Origin of the sequence: Micromonospora sp. URMC 106 (assembly GCF_051386395.1) — a bacterium.
Lineage (GTDB): Bacteria > Actinomycetota > Actinomycetes > Mycobacteriales > Micromonosporaceae > Micromonospora.
In genome coordinates this window covers 14,300-28,496 of sequence record NZ_JBPQTP010000085.1, presented here as the reverse complement: position 1 = coordinate 28,496, position 14,197 = coordinate 14,300, and the positions used below count along the sequence as shown (strand labels likewise).

General features: G+C 73.0%; 12 protein-coding genes. 3 read left to right on the top strand and 9 right to left on the bottom strand.

Annotated features, from left to right (window positions below):
• Positions 1-39 precede the first annotated feature (39 nt).
• The 4 genes from ACSNOB_RS23255 to ACSNOB_RS23240 form a co-directional block, all read right to left on the bottom strand.
• Positions 40-1,110: an ice-binding family protein gene (locus ACSNOB_RS23255; protein ID WP_436688562.1), complete on the bottom strand. Its 1,071-nt coding sequence runs from the start codon at positions 1,108-1,110 to the stop codon at positions 40-42.
• A 450-nt stretch (positions 1,111-1,560) separates the two neighbouring features.
• The gene (locus tag ACSNOB_RS23250; RefSeq protein ID WP_436688561.1) at positions 1,561-2,709 is read right to left on the bottom strand and encodes a CapA family protein; all 1,149 of its coding nucleotides are present in this window, start codon (positions 2,707-2,709) and stop codon (positions 1,561-1,563) included.
• 251 nt (positions 2,710-2,960) lie between these two features.
• On the bottom strand, positions 2,961-3,917 hold the full coding sequence (locus ACSNOB_RS23245) for a sigma-70 family RNA polymerase sigma factor (protein ID WP_436688560.1): 957 nt from the start codon (positions 3,915-3,917) through the stop codon (positions 2,961-2,963).
• A gap of 18 nt (positions 3,918-3,935) precedes the next feature.
• Positions 3,936-5,135, bottom strand: coding sequence for an NAD(P)/FAD-dependent oxidoreductase (locus tag ACSNOB_RS23240; protein ID WP_436688559.1), 1,200 nt, complete (start codon positions 5,133-5,135; stop codon positions 3,936-3,938).
• Between the two features lie 366 nt (positions 5,136-5,501).
• Between ACSNOB_RS23240 and ACSNOB_RS23235 the strand changes: the two genes are divergently transcribed.
• A complete protein-coding gene (locus ACSNOB_RS23235) occupies positions 5,502-6,707 on the top strand; it encodes a multidrug effflux MFS transporter (RefSeq protein WP_436688564.1) in 1,206 nt (401 codons plus the stop codon).
• Between the two features lie 49 nt (positions 6,708-6,756).
• Positions 6,757-8,364, top strand: coding sequence for an amidohydrolase (locus ACSNOB_RS23230; protein WP_436688558.1), 1,608 nt, complete (start codon positions 6,757-6,759; stop codon positions 8,362-8,364).
• A 29-nt stretch (positions 8,365-8,393) separates the two neighbouring features.
• Here ACSNOB_RS23230 and ACSNOB_RS23225 read toward each other — a convergent pair whose 3' ends face one another.
• Positions 8,394-9,035, bottom strand: a complete 642-nt coding sequence (locus ACSNOB_RS23225) for a hypothetical protein (RefSeq protein ID WP_436688557.1) — start codon at positions 9,033-9,035, stop codon at positions 8,394-8,396.
• Between the two features lie 303 nt (positions 9,036-9,338).
• Between ACSNOB_RS23225 and ACSNOB_RS23220 the strand changes: the two genes are divergently transcribed.
• On the top strand, positions 9,339-10,796 hold the full coding sequence (locus ACSNOB_RS23220) for a pyridoxal phosphate-dependent decarboxylase family protein (RefSeq protein ID WP_436688556.1): 1,458 nt from the start codon (positions 9,339-9,341) through the stop codon (positions 10,794-10,796).
• A gap of 91 nt (positions 10,797-10,887) precedes the next feature.
• On the opposite strand, the gene ACSNOB_RS23215 is transcribed toward ACSNOB_RS23220, so the two are convergent.
• The 4 genes from ACSNOB_RS23215 to ACSNOB_RS23200 form a co-directional block, all read right to left on the bottom strand.
• Positions 10,888-11,289 carry a DUF2267 domain-containing protein gene (locus tag ACSNOB_RS23215; RefSeq protein WP_436688555.1) on the bottom strand — a complete coding sequence of 134 codons (402 nt, stop codon included), beginning with the start codon at positions 11,287-11,289 and terminating at the stop codon, positions 10,888-10,890.
• Between the two features lie 117 nt (positions 11,290-11,406).
• Entirely contained in the window at positions 11,407-11,889 is a 483-nt protein-coding gene (locus ACSNOB_RS23210; protein ID WP_436688554.1) for an SRPBCC family protein, read from the bottom strand.
• Positions 11,889-12,215 (bottom strand): ArsR/SmtB family transcription factor, encoded by a 327-nt coding sequence (locus tag ACSNOB_RS23205; RefSeq protein ID WP_436688553.1) that lies wholly within the window; start codon positions 12,213-12,215, stop codon positions 11,889-11,891. Before ACSNOB_RS23205 ends, ACSNOB_RS23210 begins: the two co-directional genes overlap by 1 nt.
• A 283-nt stretch (positions 12,216-12,498) precedes the next feature.
• Positions 12,499-13,803 (bottom strand): FAD-binding oxidoreductase, encoded by a 1,305-nt coding sequence (locus ACSNOB_RS23200; protein WP_436688552.1) that lies wholly within the window; start codon positions 13,801-13,803, stop codon positions 12,499-12,501.
• Positions 13,804-14,197 lie beyond the last annotated feature (394 nt).

The following is a 14,197-nucleotide window of genomic DNA, read 5'->3' as shown; positions in this document are numbered from 1 at the left end:
CTGCTGCTCCTCTACCGCCGCCGGGGCTCCACTGTCCGGTCAGGACTCGGACGTCCGGCGGCGGTAGAGGAGCAGCAGGGCCGCGCCGGTGGCGACGGCGATGCTGCCGACTGCCGTCAGGACCGGTATCCGCGCACTACCGCCGCTGCTGCCCGTCACCGGGAGCGCTGTGCGGCTGGGTGCGGAGGTGCCGGTCGGGGTGCCGGTGGGCGTGCCTGTCGGGGTGCCGGTCGGGGTGCCGGTGGGCGTGCCTGTCGGAGTGCCGGTCGGGGTGCCGGTGGGCGTGCCTGTCGGGGTGCCGGTGGGCGTGCCGGTGGGCTGACCCGTCGGGGTGCCGGTCGGGGTGCCCGTCGGCGTGCCGGTGGGCTGGCCGGTGGGAGTGCCCGTGGGGGTGTTCGTCGGGGTCCCTGTCGGCTGTAGGCAGACGGGGGCGTTGATGGTGTTGGTGTCGAGGGTCACGGCGCCGGTCTGGGCCAGGGCGCGTCCCTGCAGTGTGGCGCCGGTGTTCATGGTGATCGAGGTCGCGGCCAGGATGTTGCCCATGAACCGGGTGCCCGTGCCGATCGTGGCCGAGCTGCCCACCTGCCAGTAGACGTTGCAGGGTGAGGCGCCGTTGATGAACACGACGCTGCTGTTGGGGGCGGTGGTGAGGGTGGAGGCGATCTGGAAGATGAACACGGCCGCCGGGTCGCCCTGGCTGTTGAGCGTCAGGGTCCCGGTCAGTTGTGCGGCGCCGATCCGGTACACCCCGGGGGTGAGGGTGGCGCCGCCGAGCTCTGCGGCCAGGGGGGTGAACGGGGTCCGACCGGCGGCGTTGTTGTAGGCGGTGGTCAGGTCGTCCTTGGCTTGTTGGGCGACGCCGTCGGCGAGGTGGATCTCGCCGGCGACGGTGCCCGGGGGGAAGCCGGTGGCGGTGTTGCCGGGGTGGACGCCGAGGCTTTGCGCCAGGAAGCTGTCGCCGGTGTTGGTGACGGTGGAGCCGGCCAGCACGGAGAAGTTCGCCGCCGTTCCCAGGCCGACCGGTGCTGGCTGGGCGCTGGCACCGGTTCCACTGAGAATCAGTACGGCGATGGCCGCGGCGGCGGCGGTGACGGCTGCTAGCGCCGGCACGACCGCGCGCCGAGGATGACGGATGGAAATGACTGTCACGATGTGCCCTTTCGCGGATGCGTCTCGCCGACGCCGAACTGGCGGCCGTACGAAGATTCACCGACGTGCGTTGAATAACGGGACTTTTGCATACACAGGACCGTAACGCCGATAAAACCGGCAAAAAGGCCGGCGTCACTGCAGCGGAACCCGGCTTCCGTGCGGGTGCTCAGCGAGACGTGCCGGGTCCCTCATGGCGGGCACCAGGGCGAGAACGAGGCCGGGGAGCCCCGCCACGGCAATGCAGGAACGTGGCCGCCATCCGACTGGCGAGGATCATTCGCCTACCGCCGAAGGCAAGACCCGGCCACGGCGCCGAAGGCGGCGACGTGCGAGTTGGGCGGCACTGTAGCTCGGCCGTTCACCTCGCCGCCGAGGGGTGGTCCGGTCGCCGCCCCATCCGACGAGCGCTCACTGCGGCATCCGCAGCCCGGTGGAGAAGGCGCCCCGTAGGTCGATGTGTGCGTTGATCCGCCGGACGATCGCGGCGTAGTGCGCCCGCCGCCAGGCGGGCAGCCCGGGGTCACTCAGGGCGGCGGTCAGATCGACCACGCGGGCCGCCGGCCGGTACTCCATCCAGGTGGGGAGCACGCTCACGCCGGTCACCTCCCACCGGCCGGGTGCGGTGCGGGTGAAGGTGAACTCGGGCAGGACGGCGTCCTGCGTCTCCTCCGCGGAGCCGTCACCGAAGCGGGTGGTCAGGTTGCCCATGCCGTAGGCGACCCACTTGGCGCCGATCTTCTCGAAGGGCTGCACCACGTGCGCGTGGTGGCCGACGATCAGGTCCACATCGGGCGAGGACAACAACCGCTGTGCCAGGTCGACCTGATCGGCGTTCGGTTCGTGCTGGTATTCCGTCCCCCAGTGCATCGACAGGATGACGATCTCCGCGCCGGCGACGCGGGCCCGCCGCGCCTCGGCGAGGATGGCGTCCGCGTCGATCAGGTTGGCCGCCCACGGCCTCCGCGCCGGCAGTGGTATGCCGTTGAAGCTCAAGGTGTACGAGAGTTGCCCGACCTTGACGCCGCCCACGTCGATGACGTTCGGGCGGCGGGCCTCAGCTTCGGTCCGGGCCGTGCCCGTGTGCCGCAGGCCGACCCGGTCGAGGTTGTCGAGGGTACGCGCGATGCCCTCGACCCCGGTGTCCAGCGAATGGTTGGAGGCCGTGGAACAGGTGTCGAAGCCGGCCCAGGCGGCGGCGTCGGCCAGCTCGGGAGGAACGCTGAAGTTCGGCCAGCCGGTGAACGGGCCGGTGGGCTCGGCCAGCGGAGTCTCCATGTGGCAGATGGCCAGGTCGGCGGCGCTCACCCGGGCGCGGATCGCGGCGAGCACCCGCGTGAAGTCGTGGCCGTCGCGCCCGGCGCGGCGCGCGTCGGCGGCGGCCTGCTCGCTGAGCGCGGGATGGACGAGCAGGTCACCGGCCGCCACCACGGTGAGTGTGGTTCGCGGCCCGGGGGTGGCGGCGACGGACGGGCTGGGCGGCCCGCCTGTCGTCTCCGTCTCCGGCGCGTCGCAGCCGGACGCCAGGGCGACGATCAGGAGCACGATCGCAGCCGACATTCTTCTCATAACAGCAGATGATGCCGCCAGTGCCGATCGCGGCGTGGCGAAACATGGAACCCCGGGCGCGGGGCGTGCCCCGTCCGTTCCGGGCGATCCGCACCAGCGCCCACCCCTGGAGCGAGAAAGCGTCAGGGGGGTGGGCCAACCGGTTGATGACGGCGTCGTCGATCTCGTTGCGCGGAGCAGGGCCGGGAACGCAGGATGCCCCCCCCCGCGTCGGCGCGTCGCACCGGCGCCTCGGCGTCGGGTCACCACTCGGCGATGAGCGGCGTGCCCGGTTCGTGCTGCCGCCAGGCCCCGGTGAGGCGGGCGAGGCGGGTGGGTGCGGCGATGCCGCGTACGGTTGCGATCTTGCCGTTGGTGATGTCGAACGCCACGGCGCCGACGACCTGGTCGCCGACCACGACGAGGACGGCGGAGGCGCCGTTGACGAGCGCGTAGTGGATGGCGGGCGTGCCGCCGACGAATCGCCGCTTCGCGGGTGTGGGTTTGAAGCCGGCCCGTGCGACGGCGGCGATGCGCTGCGGAGTGTCGTACCGCAGCAGCGTCTCGGTCAGGCCGGCGCCGTCGGAGATCGCGGTCGCGTCGTCGGTGAGCAGCGCCACCAGCCGTTCGGTGCGGCCCGAGGAGGCGGCGGCGAGGAACTCCTCGACGATTCTGCGGGCGGATGCCGGGTCGACCTCGCCACCGCCGCGGCGGCGGGCGGCGGTGATGCGCCGCCGCGCCCGGTGCAGGTGCTGCTGGCTTGCGGACTCGGTGATGTCGAGGATCTCGGCGATCTCGGTATGGCTGTGGGAGAACGCTTCGCGCAGGACGTAGACGGCCCGCTCCAGGGGCGACAGGCGCTCCATGAGAGTCAGCACGGCCAGGGAGACCGATTCGCGCTGCTCGAAGGTGTCGGCCGGGCCGAGCATCGGGTCGCCGTCGAGGAGCGGTTCGGGCAGCCAGGCGCCGACGGTGCGTTCGCGGCGGACCTGTGCCGAGCGGAGCCGGTCGAGGCACAGGTTGGTGACGACCTTGGTCAGCCATGCTTCCGGCACCCTGATCCGCTGCCGGTCGGCGGCCTGCCAGTGCAGGAACGCATCCTGCACGGCGTCTTCGGCGTCGGCGGCGGAGCCCAGCAGTCGGTACGCCAGCGAGGCCAGCCGGTTCCGGCTGGCCTCGAACCGACTTGTGTCGAAGCGATCAGTGGCGGCGCTGTCCACGCGGACCACCCTAGGCGGCTACGCGGCCGCCTTCTCGACGGACGCAGGTGGCGCGGCGGTCAGGTGGCGCCTGCGCGTGGGCAGGCCGAAGGTCGGGTTCGAGGTGGCCCACAGCGAGATCCTGAGGATGCCCGACTTGATCCGCGCGGCCTTGCGGCCGCCGACGTACTTCGGCTTCGGTAGCGCTTCGTCGTCGACCGCCTGCAGGATTCCGTCCTGCCGCCCGAGGCTGATGTGGTTGGCCGTGTAGGTCATCTTGACGGTCGCGATCTTGCGGCCGGTCAGGCGTCCGATGATCGCCTCGATGACCTGCTTGCTGGTGTGCCCGGCCGATGCGCACGACATCGGCAGCGGTCGGCCGTTGTCGCCGATGGCGTGTGCGCTGTCGCCGGCGGCGTAGACGTTCGGGTGCGAGACCGACCGCATGGTGCGGTCGACGACGATCTGGCCGTTCTCGGTGACCGCCAGCCCGCTGGCGGCGGCGATGGGGTTTACCGCGAACCCGGCCGTCCACACGGTGGCGTCGGACGCCAGGGCGGTGCCGTCGGCACACAGCACCCGCGTCGCTTCGACAGCTTCGACCTCGGTGTGCTCCAGAACGGTGACGCCGAGCCGGTCGCAGGCCTGGCGCAGGTGGCTGCGGGCTCCGGCGGAGAGCCGGGCGCCCAGCTCGCCGCGGGCGATCAGCGTCACCGACAGGCCGGGTCGCGATTCGGCGATCTCGGTGGCGCTTTCGATGCCGGTCAACCCGTCGCCGACGACCAGCACACGGCCGCCGCCGCGCCGCCTGCCCAGGCTGTCCAGGCGCTCGCGCAGGCGTAGCGCCGAGGGCCGGGCGGCGATGTCGAAGGCGTGTTCGGCCACGCCGGGGACGCCGCGGTCGTCGCCGCGGCTGCCGAGGGCGTAGACAAGCGTGTCGTAGCCGAGCTCGCCGCCGCCGTAGGCGTCGGCCACCGTGACGAACTGGCGCTCGGGGTCGACAGCGGTGACACGGGCCAGGCGCAGCCGTATCCCCGTGCCCGCGAAGACATCGGTGAGCTTCGGAGCCTCGATCTCCTGACCGGCCGCGAGCTGGTGCAGCCGCAGCCGCTGGACGAAGTCCGGCTCGGCGTTGACCACCGTGATCTCGGTGTCCGCCGGGGACAGCCGGCGAGCCAGGTTCCCGGCCACGAAGGCCCCGGCGTAGCCGGCGCCGAGGACGACGATGCGATGCTTCATTTGTCGCTCCTGTCGGTTCGCTTGCTTGCTGTGTGATGAGCGGGACGGCGCTCCGATTGCTGACAGGAACCGCATGTGGCGTGGGCCACAGAGTGACAGGAGCGGTCTCCACGGCCCGCGGCCACGGCACCCCGGCCGCGGGGCGCTTCGCGCGACCCCTGCCGGGCCGCCGAGTGCTGTGAGCTGAGTTACGTCTGACCAGGCGGGGAATGAGATCACCCGCCAGCGGTTGGTGCCAGGTGTGATCTCCGCATTCCTGCCCGTCCGTCGCCCTGAGACGGAGGGATCCTCGTGACCGCCGGCTCCGCACCTACCGAGGGGTCGCGGCCCCAGGTCTCCGCCGACCTCGTCGGTCCCCGACAGCGGCTGCGGCTCGTCCTCGTGCTCGGCTCGCTGATCGCGATCGGACCGCTGACCATCGACATGTATCTGCCCGCGCTCCCGGACATCGCCGCGGACCTGCACACCACGTCGGCGGCCGTGCAGCTCACGCTCACCGGCACGCTCGCCGGGCTGGCCTTCGGTCAGCTGCTGATCGGCCCGCTGTCCGACGCGGTGGGGCGACGCGCCCCGCTGCTCGCCGGCATCGGGCTGCACATCGTGGCGTCGCTGCTGTGCGTCGTCGCGCCGAGCATCGAGGTGATCGGCGCGCTGCGGGTGCTGCAGGGTCTGGGCGCCGCCGCCGCCTCCGTGGTGGCGATGGCGGTCGTGCGCGACCTCTTCGACGGCGCCGCCTTCGCCAAGCTGTTCTCCCGCCTGATGCTGGTGATGGGGGTGGCGCCGATCCTGGCCCCGACTCTCGGCAGCGAGCTTCTGCGCTGGTCGGACTGGCGGGGCGTGTTCCTGGCCCTCGCGGTGTTCGGCCTGCTGCTGGTCACGGTCGCGGCGTTCGGGCTGCCCGAGACGCTGCCACCCGCCCGACGCCGTGGCGGCGGGGTGGCCGCGACGGTCCGGGTCTACGGCTCGTTGCTGCGCGACCGTACGTTCGTCGGGCTCGTCCTGGTCGCCGGGCTGGCCATGGCGGCGCTGTTCGCGTACGTGGCCGGGTCGTCGTTCGTCTTCCAGGAGCAGTACGGGCTCGACGAGCAGGAGTTCGGGCTGGCCTTCGGAGCGGGCGCCGTCGGCCTGATCATGGCCACCCAACTGAACGTGCGGCTGCTGCGCCGGTACTCGCCGCAGCGCATCCTCAGCACCGCCCTGGGCGTGGGCACCGCCGCCGGCATCGTGCTGCTCGTCTTCGCCGCGACCGGCTTCGGCGGCCTCGCGAGCGTCCTGGCGTCACTGTGGGTGGTCCTCGCCGCGGGTGGGCTCGCCCTGCCGAACGCGCCCGCCCTGGCGCTCTCTCGGCACGGGGAGGCGGCGGGCACCGCCGCGGCACTGCTCGGCGCGGTGCAGTTCGGCGTCGGGGCGCTGGCGGCGCCGATGGTGGGCATGCTCGGCACCGGAAGCGTGGCGATGGCCTCGGTCGTGGCCGGTGGCATGGTCGCGGCGACGATCGTCCTGCTCGTCGTCGTACGCCCCACGCAGCTCGCCGATGTCCCGACCCGGGCGGTGGCCGTGGCCGCGCACTGAACCGCCTACCATGGGTGCCCCCCGTCCAGCCGTCGGAACAGGCAGCCCCATGACCGGTACGGTTTTCGAGAACGCCCGCATCCACACCCTCGACCCCGCTCGTCCCTTCGCCGAGGCGATGCTCGTGCGCGGCGAGCGGATCGTCGCGGTCGGCGCCCTCGACGAGTGCCGGGACCGTGCCGGCGGCGGGGCGCGCCGGGTCGACCTCGGTGGGATGGCCGTGCTGCCGGGCCTGATCGACAGCCACATCCACTCGGCGCTCTACGTCCGGGGCCTGGAGCAGGTGGACCTGCGCGGCACCACCAGCCTCGACGAGGCACTGGCGCGGATCGGGCGGCACGCCGCCACCCTGCCGCCGGACGCGTGGCTCTTCGGCGGCGGCTGGGACAGCCACAAGTGGGCCCGGCCGGTGCAGCCGGGTCGGGCCGACCTGGACCGTGTCTGCCCGGACCGCCCCGCCGTGCTGCCGAGCATCGACGGGCACACCACCTGGGTCAACACCGCCGCCCTGCGCCGGCTCGGCATCGACGCCGGCACCCCCGACCCGGTCGGCGGGCAGATCGCCCGCGACGAGCGCGGCGAGCCGACCGGCATCCTGCGGGAGGCGGCCGGCGACGCGGCCTACGACGTCATGCGCACCCCCGCCTCCGGCGACCTCGTCGAGCAGTTGCGCACCCACCTGCCCCGGCTGCTGGCCGTCGGCCTCACCAGCATCCACGACCTCGACGGGCTGGACTGCCGGGCGGCGTTCGAGACCCTGTACGCCCGGGGCGAGCTGCCGCTGCGGGTGCACAAGTCGATCCCGTCGACCGCGTTGGACGAGGCCATCGACCGGGGCTGGGCGACCGGCGACGGGGACCGCTGGCTGCGTACCGGACCGGTGAAGATCTTCACCGACGGTGCGCTCGGCTCGCACACCTGCCTGATGACCGAGCCGTACGACGGCGAGCCGGACAACCACGGCATCGCGGTCACCCCGGCGGAGGAGTTCGAGCGGCTGGTGGCGAAGGCCGCCGGGGCCGGCATCGCGGTCGCCGCGCACGCGATCGGCGACGCGGCCAACCAGATGGTGCTGCGGGCGTACGCCCGCTGGCAGGAGCGGGCCGGCACCGACCCGACCGTGGCCGGGGCGGTACGGCGGCTGCGGCACCGCATCGAGCACACCCAGCACCTGCGGCCGGCGGACGTGCCGCTGCTCGCCCGGCTGGGGGTGATCGCCTCGATGCAGCCGACGCACTGCACCAGCGACATTCCCCTGACCACCAGCATGCTCGCCGGGCGGGACCTCGCCTCGTACGCCTGGCGCAGCCTGCTGGACGCGGGCGCGACGGTGGCGTTCGGCTCGGACGCCCCGGTGGAGGACCCGGACCCGTTCTACGGCATCCACGCCGCCGTCACCCGGCAGCAGCCCGACGGCACCCCGCCCGGTGGCGTGGACCCGCACGAGCGGGTCGACCTCGACGCGGCGCTGCACGGTTTCACCGTCGCCGGGGCGTACGCCTCCTACGAGGAGCACCTGAAGGGGCGGCTGCGCCCCGGGATGCTCGCGGACTTCATCGCGCTGCCCGTCGACCCGTACCAGGTCGAGCCGGCGGGGCTGCGCGACCTCACGGTGGCGCTCACGGTGGTCGGTGGGGTCGTCCGCTGGCAGCGGTGACCGGGCGGCCGGCGGTCTCGTCGCGGAGGTCATGCGTTCGCGGGCGCCGGGGTCGGGCCGGTCCTGACGGGTCGGCGGCGCAGGTGGTAGGCGGCGGCGAGCACGAGAACGACCGGCCCCCACACGCGGATCGGGGCGGTGCAGACCATCGCGAGGGCCTTCCACCAGCCGTTGACGTAGGAGGTGTCCTCGCCCACGCCGAAAACGGTGAGGGTTTGGCCGTCGCCGACCGGTACGGAACCGAACAGTACGGTGAGGGCCAGCCCGCCGAGCACCGCGGGGATGACCGCCGCGAGGGGCCGGACCGGCCTGCCGCCGATGAACGGGATCCAGGCGGGCGCGACCTCACCCCAGCGGCGTACCAGCCCGATGCACAGGAAGGCGATCAGCTCCGACACCACGCTCAGCCCGAACACATACGGAACGCTCACCCAGTAACCGGGTAAGCCGGGCTCGCCCTGCTGCCCCATCTCGAAATGGAAGGCGAAGGGCAGCCGCCACAGGCAGGAGGGCAGCAGGAGCAACGGCATCGCGTAGGCGAGTCGCAGCACCCAGCGCGGGACGGGCCGCTCGGTGTCGCTGCTGGCCGGAGCGGTGTGCAGGACCATGCGCACAAGCTTTTTGATCATCATGGTCGGTAGTCTTCCCAACCGCCCCAGCACGGTGATCACCCACGCGGGGGCAGGACCCTCCCTCGCCGGGGGGATCGCGGAACACCCTCGACCGCCCGGCTGCGAAGTCTCCAACAACCGGTTTCCTGGTCCTGAGAGTTCCGACCGGCACCTGCCCGACGACCCGTCCGGTGACGGTCGCGCGACAACCCGGTTCCGGATCGCACCCCGTCGAGGCCGGGCCACCGCACCGGAATTGGTCGGCGCGCTGCGCGGTTCCGGGTGGCAGGGTGAGGGCCGCCCGAGGTGCGCAGCGGCGCGGGCGGGCCGCGCCGGGCGACGACCGGTGAGGAGGCCACCACCGTGACGGATCCGCTGCGCGACGGCGACGCCGAGGCCGTGCTGCGCGAGGTGTACGAGGCCGCCGGTCCCTACCTGTCCTCGCTGGCGGAGCGGTTGGTGCACGACAGGGGCACCGAGCCGCTGCTGCGCGAGCTGTGGCAACCGGGCGGCGACGGTGGGCTGCCGGAGCGGGGCGAGGGCGCCGCCGCAGCGGTGCGCCGGCTGCTGCGCGTCGGTACGACCGCCGCCACCCATTCGGCGGGTCCCCGGTTCTTCCACTTCATCATCGGCGGCGTGACCCCGGCGGCGCTGGCCGGGGACTGGACCGCCGCGCTGCTGGACCAGAACGCCGCGTTCCGTGCGTCGTCCCAGTTCGCCGCGGAGGCGGAGACGATCGCGCTGGCCTGGCTGCGGGAGCTGTTCGGCCTGCCGGGGGAGTTCGGCGGCGCGCTGGTCGCCAGCGCGACCTTCGCCAACGTCACCGGGCTCGCCGCGGCCACGCACTGGTGGGCCGGGCGGCACGGGGTCGACGTGGCCGCGCGAGGGCTGGCCGGGCTGCCGCGGATGCCGGTCCTCTCCGGCGGGTACGTGCACGCCAGCGACCGCAAGGCGCTGCAACTGCTCGGGCACGGCCGGGAGGCGGTCGAGGTCTTCGCCCGCGACGGCGTGGGCCGGGTCGACCTGGCCGCGCTGGAGCGCCGGCTCGCCGAGCTCGACGCGCCGGCGGTGCTGATCGCCAGCGCGGGCGAGGTGAACGCCGGTGACTTCGACCCGGTGGCGGACCTGGCCGACATCGCCGAGCGGCACGGGGCCTGGCTGCACGTCGACGGCGCGTTCGGCATCTTCGCCGCACTGTCCCCGCGCACCCGGCACCTGGTCGCCGGGATCGAGCGGGCGGACTCGATCGCCGGGGACGGCCACAAGTGGCTCAACGTGCCCTACGAGAGCGGCTTCGCGTTCCTGAGGGACCCGGCGCGGCTGCCGGCGGCGTTCGGCATGCCCGGCGCGGCGTACCTGCCGGGGGAGAACAGCGCGTTGCCGGCGCCGGCCGGCGGGCCGGACTACGCACTGCTCGGCCCGGAGTCGTCGCGCCGGGCCCGGTCGCTGCCGATCTGGGCGACCCTGGCCGCGTACGGCCGGGACGGGCACCGGGCCATGGTCGAGCGGCACCTCGACCTGGCGCAGCGGTTGGCCCGGCTGGTCGACGAGGCGCCCGAGCTGGAGCGGCTCGCCGACGTGCCGCTGAACATCGTCTGCTTCCGCGCCCGCCCGCCGGGCGCGCCCGAGGGCACCCTCGACGACCTCAACCGGCGGCTGGGCGCCGCGCTGCTGGCCGACGGCCGGGTCTTCGCCGGCACCACGCTGTACGACGGGCGGGTGGCGCTGCGGCCGGCGATCGTCAACTGGCGCACCACCGAGGGCGACATCGACCTGCTGGTCGACGTGGTACGCGAGCTGGCGGCGAAGCTCGCCGGCTGACCGCACCCGCCGTCCGCCTCGCCTGGTGGAAGGACCAGCCGCCCCGGCGGCTCAGCGTCATCCGCGAGGCGCACCGACCCGGCTCGGCCGGCTAACCGCCGCGCTTCCCGTCGTATCGCCCCGCCGAGTCCGTGAGCTCCCAGAACTCCGCCGGGAGATGGGTGATGACGTCGTCGTAGTCGCCGGGCGGGATGGCCTCGCGGAGGGTGTCGAACACCGCCCGCATGCCGGCCTTCGCCGTCGTGCCGTCCACCTCGGCGCGTCCGCTGACCTGTTGGACGAACACGTCGATCCCGAAGCGCTGAGCCTTGTCGCGGGGCGCGAACGCGTAGGCCCGCAGCTCGTCGGGAAGCCGGGCGGAGAGGTCACGTGCCTCGCCCCCGTCGATCCGCTCGGCCAGGGTCGTGAGCGTGGCGCGCGTGATGGCGGTGGCCTGCTCGGGCGACGTGCGCAAGCGTCTCGCCACCGAGCCGATGAACTCGCTGTTGTCCACCTCGGGGCCTTTCTCTGCGACGGATAGCGGCGTCTACCCGGGTGCCGGCGCGGCAAACGGCCGGCCGGGCGGCCCGACCGACGCCGCCCGCGTCCGCCGAGGCGAGGCCGAGCGCCCTCAGGCGCCGCTCGCCGCCGCCGTGGCGAACCGTTCGAGGACGCCGGTCCAGCCGCCGTCACCGCCGACCGCGTCGTGCATCGCCCGGCCCTGGGGGAGCCGGTCGAGGTGGCGGTGTTCGAATTCGACGACGGTCTCGTGGGGCCCGGAGGCGCGAAACCGTACCTCGATCTCGCTGGCGCGTGCGGCGTCCGGGTCGTACTGCCACTCGCCGGTGATCTGCCAGGTCAGGACGAGCCGGTGCGGGGGCTCCCAGACGAGCACGCGGCCCCAGTCGCATTCGCTGCCGTCGGTGCCGCGCTCGTACCACCGCCCGCCCTCGCCCTGCTCCAGCACCGCCTCGGCGAGGTCCGCCCGGCCGATGTGGTACCCGGCGGGCCACCAACTGTCGAGGGACTCGGTGAACACGCGGAAGGCCCGCTCGACGGGGGCGCCGACGGTGATGGTCCGGCGGATCGCGGGGATCGCGGATGTCCTGTCCATTACTGCTCCTGTTCGGATTCGGGATCGGTCTCGACGGCCTTCTGGTAGGCGGTGAGCGCTTCGTCCCAGACTCGGTCCAGGTACGCCCGCATGGCCGCCAGCCCATCCGGGTTGAGGCGGTAGATGCGACGGGTGCCGTCGGCGTGGTCGACGACCAGACCCCCGTCCTTGAGCACCCGCAGGTGTTGGGACACCGCCGGCCGACTGATCGGTAAATGTTGGGCCAGCTCGCCGACGGACCGCGGGCGCCGGGCCAGCAGCTCGAAGATCGCGCGCCTGGTGGGATCACCGAGCGCGCCCAGAGCGTCCCATCCGTTAGCGTCCACGAACGGTAAGCCTAGACTTACCTAGCGACGGTGGCAAGTGCCAGGAATTCCGCCTCGAGCGATCCTCGGCTCCGCCGCCGCGAGCTGCGAAAGCCGCGCAGCGGTCTTCGTCCTACCTACCGTGACCCGGTCCTTTCCGGACAGGACTGGCATCCTGTCCGGAAAGGACATCGCTCAGGTCGAGCGCGACAATCCATGCAGTCGCTCGCCTCGAAGGTGACCTCGTCCGTCACCTGTGTTGCGGCCTTGGCCGCCTGGCAAGCCGTGAATCTGCGCTCCCGCCTCAGGCCTCGACCGGGAAGTTGGCGCGAAACATGTGGTGCGGGTCGTGGCGGCGCTTGATATCGCGGAGGCGGCTCAGTACGTCGGGGGCAAACGCGTCGGCGACGCTCTCGGTCGGGCTGAGGAAGGTGAGAGGTTTGCGGCCGCTCGTGGGTAGCGCGTCGGCGAGGGCGCGTTGTTTCGCGGTGACGGCTTCGGCCCGGGCCGGGTCGGTGGGCAGCCCGAGCATGTACAGGGCGTACGGCTCGGTGAGCGGGCCGTGCGGGCTGTCCGACCGGCGGGCCAGCGCGCCGCCCAGGTGCCGCAGTTGCAGGCTGAGCAGCGGTTCGATCGGCTCCTCCAGTAACGTCTTGGCTGCTGCGTCGTCCAGCGCGGTCAGCAGTTCGGTGTGCGAGAGCCCGGCGCTCGGGTCGGTCGGTTCCGCGGTGATGGCGCCGAGTTCGGCCACCGACATGGGCTGCCGGCTGTCGGACAGTGGCGAGGGCAGGCGGTCCAGCGGGGCCAGCAGGTCGCGTGCCTCGGCCGGTTGGCCGAGATAGGTGGCGTCCACGGCGACCATCGGTGCGGCGCCGGGGAAGTGCAACAGGTCCAGCCAGACGGTCAGCGCGTCCGGCGCGGTGGCGGTGATCGTGCGGTAGGCGTCCATCACCGCCGGGCCGTGCTGGGCGGGCCACAGCATCCGGCCCCCGTACAGGCTGGGCGCGTGGTGCAGGGCGAGTTCCAGGGCGGTGACGATGGCGAAGCTGCCGCCGCCACCGCGCAGCGCCCAGAACAGGTCTGGTTCGGTGTCGGCGGTGATGTGTCGTTCGCGGCCTTCGGCGTCGACGATGTCGAACGCCGTGACGCTGTCGGCGACCCAGCCGTGTGCGCGGCCGAACCAGCTCAGGCCGCCGCCGAGCGCGACGCCGGCGACGCTGACCACCGGCGAACTGCCGGGCAGGCCGGTCAGGCCGTGCGCTGCGGCGGCGGCCTGGACCCGACCGGACGACACACCGGCGCCGACGCGGGCCCGGCGGGCTGCGGGGTCGATCTGGAGGGTGTCCAGGCGTCGGGTGCGCAGCAGGATCGTTCCGGCGGTACGGCCGCTGGCGCCGTGTCCGTTGGATTGGGTGGTGATGCTCAGCCCGGCAGCGCGGGCGTGACGGACGAGCGCGGTGACGTCGGCGGCGTCGGCGGCCTCGACCACGGCGTCGACCGGCTGCTCGACGGCGAGGTTCCACGGTCGGCGGGCGGCGTCGAAGTCGGGCTCGCCGGGCAGCCAGACCTGACCGCGGATGATGGAGCGCAAACCGTGCAGGGCGTTCATCGGTGTTCCTTCTCTTGTCGGTTCGGGCGGCCATGTGCGTGACCGCTCTTGTCGGTTCGGGCGGCCATGTGCGTGACCGCTCTTGTCGGTTCGGGCGGCCATGTGCGTGACCGCTCTTGTCGGTTCGGACGGCCATGTGCGTGACCGCTCTTGTCGGTTCGGGCGGCGACGTGCGTGACCGCTCTTGTCGGTTCGGGCGGCGACGTGCGTGACCGCGGCGCCGGTGTCCGTGGCGGTGCGGCGGTGGGCGGGGCTGAAATTCAGGGCGACCAGCGCGGTGATGCGGATGCGGCTGCCGCGACGAAGACGGCGGTGCGTAGCCCGTCGGTCGTTGCGGCGCGCAGGGCGGGACCGGTCAGCCCGTCGGTGGTCGCGCAGGAAGGGCTTTGCGGCG